1 pseudogene is annotated in these 231 nt (G+C 65.4%); it reads right to left on the bottom strand.

What is annotated here, in order from left to right:
* Positions 1–231 (bottom strand): annotated as a pseudogene (locus tag KVT32_RS31835) (glycosyltransferase family 1 protein); the annotation flags it as partial.

The raw sequence follows: 231 nt of genomic DNA, 5'->3' as shown, positions 1-231 counted from the left end.
CTCTTGAAGGCGGCCAGTTCGTCCATGCAGTCGTAGACCACGAGCGCGGGATTGAAGCCCTGCAGCAGCGGCAGCGCCATCGGGGTGTAGAACCACACCACCGGACGCTCGTCTTCCGGGACCAGGTCGGCCAGCAGGCCTTGCAGGACCGGGATCTGGTCGACATGGAAACCGTAGTGCGGGACATTGGGATGCGGCTGGCACACCGTGATGTTCCGCGCGACGGCCGTC

Origin of the sequence: Achromobacter sp. GbtcB20 (assembly GCF_019091095.1) — a bacterium.
In the GTDB taxonomy this organism is placed as follows: Bacteria; Pseudomonadota; Gammaproteobacteria; order Burkholderiales; family Burkholderiaceae_B; genus Achromobacter; species Achromobacter mucicolens.
This window is presented reverse-complemented; position numbering and strand designations above follow the sequence as displayed.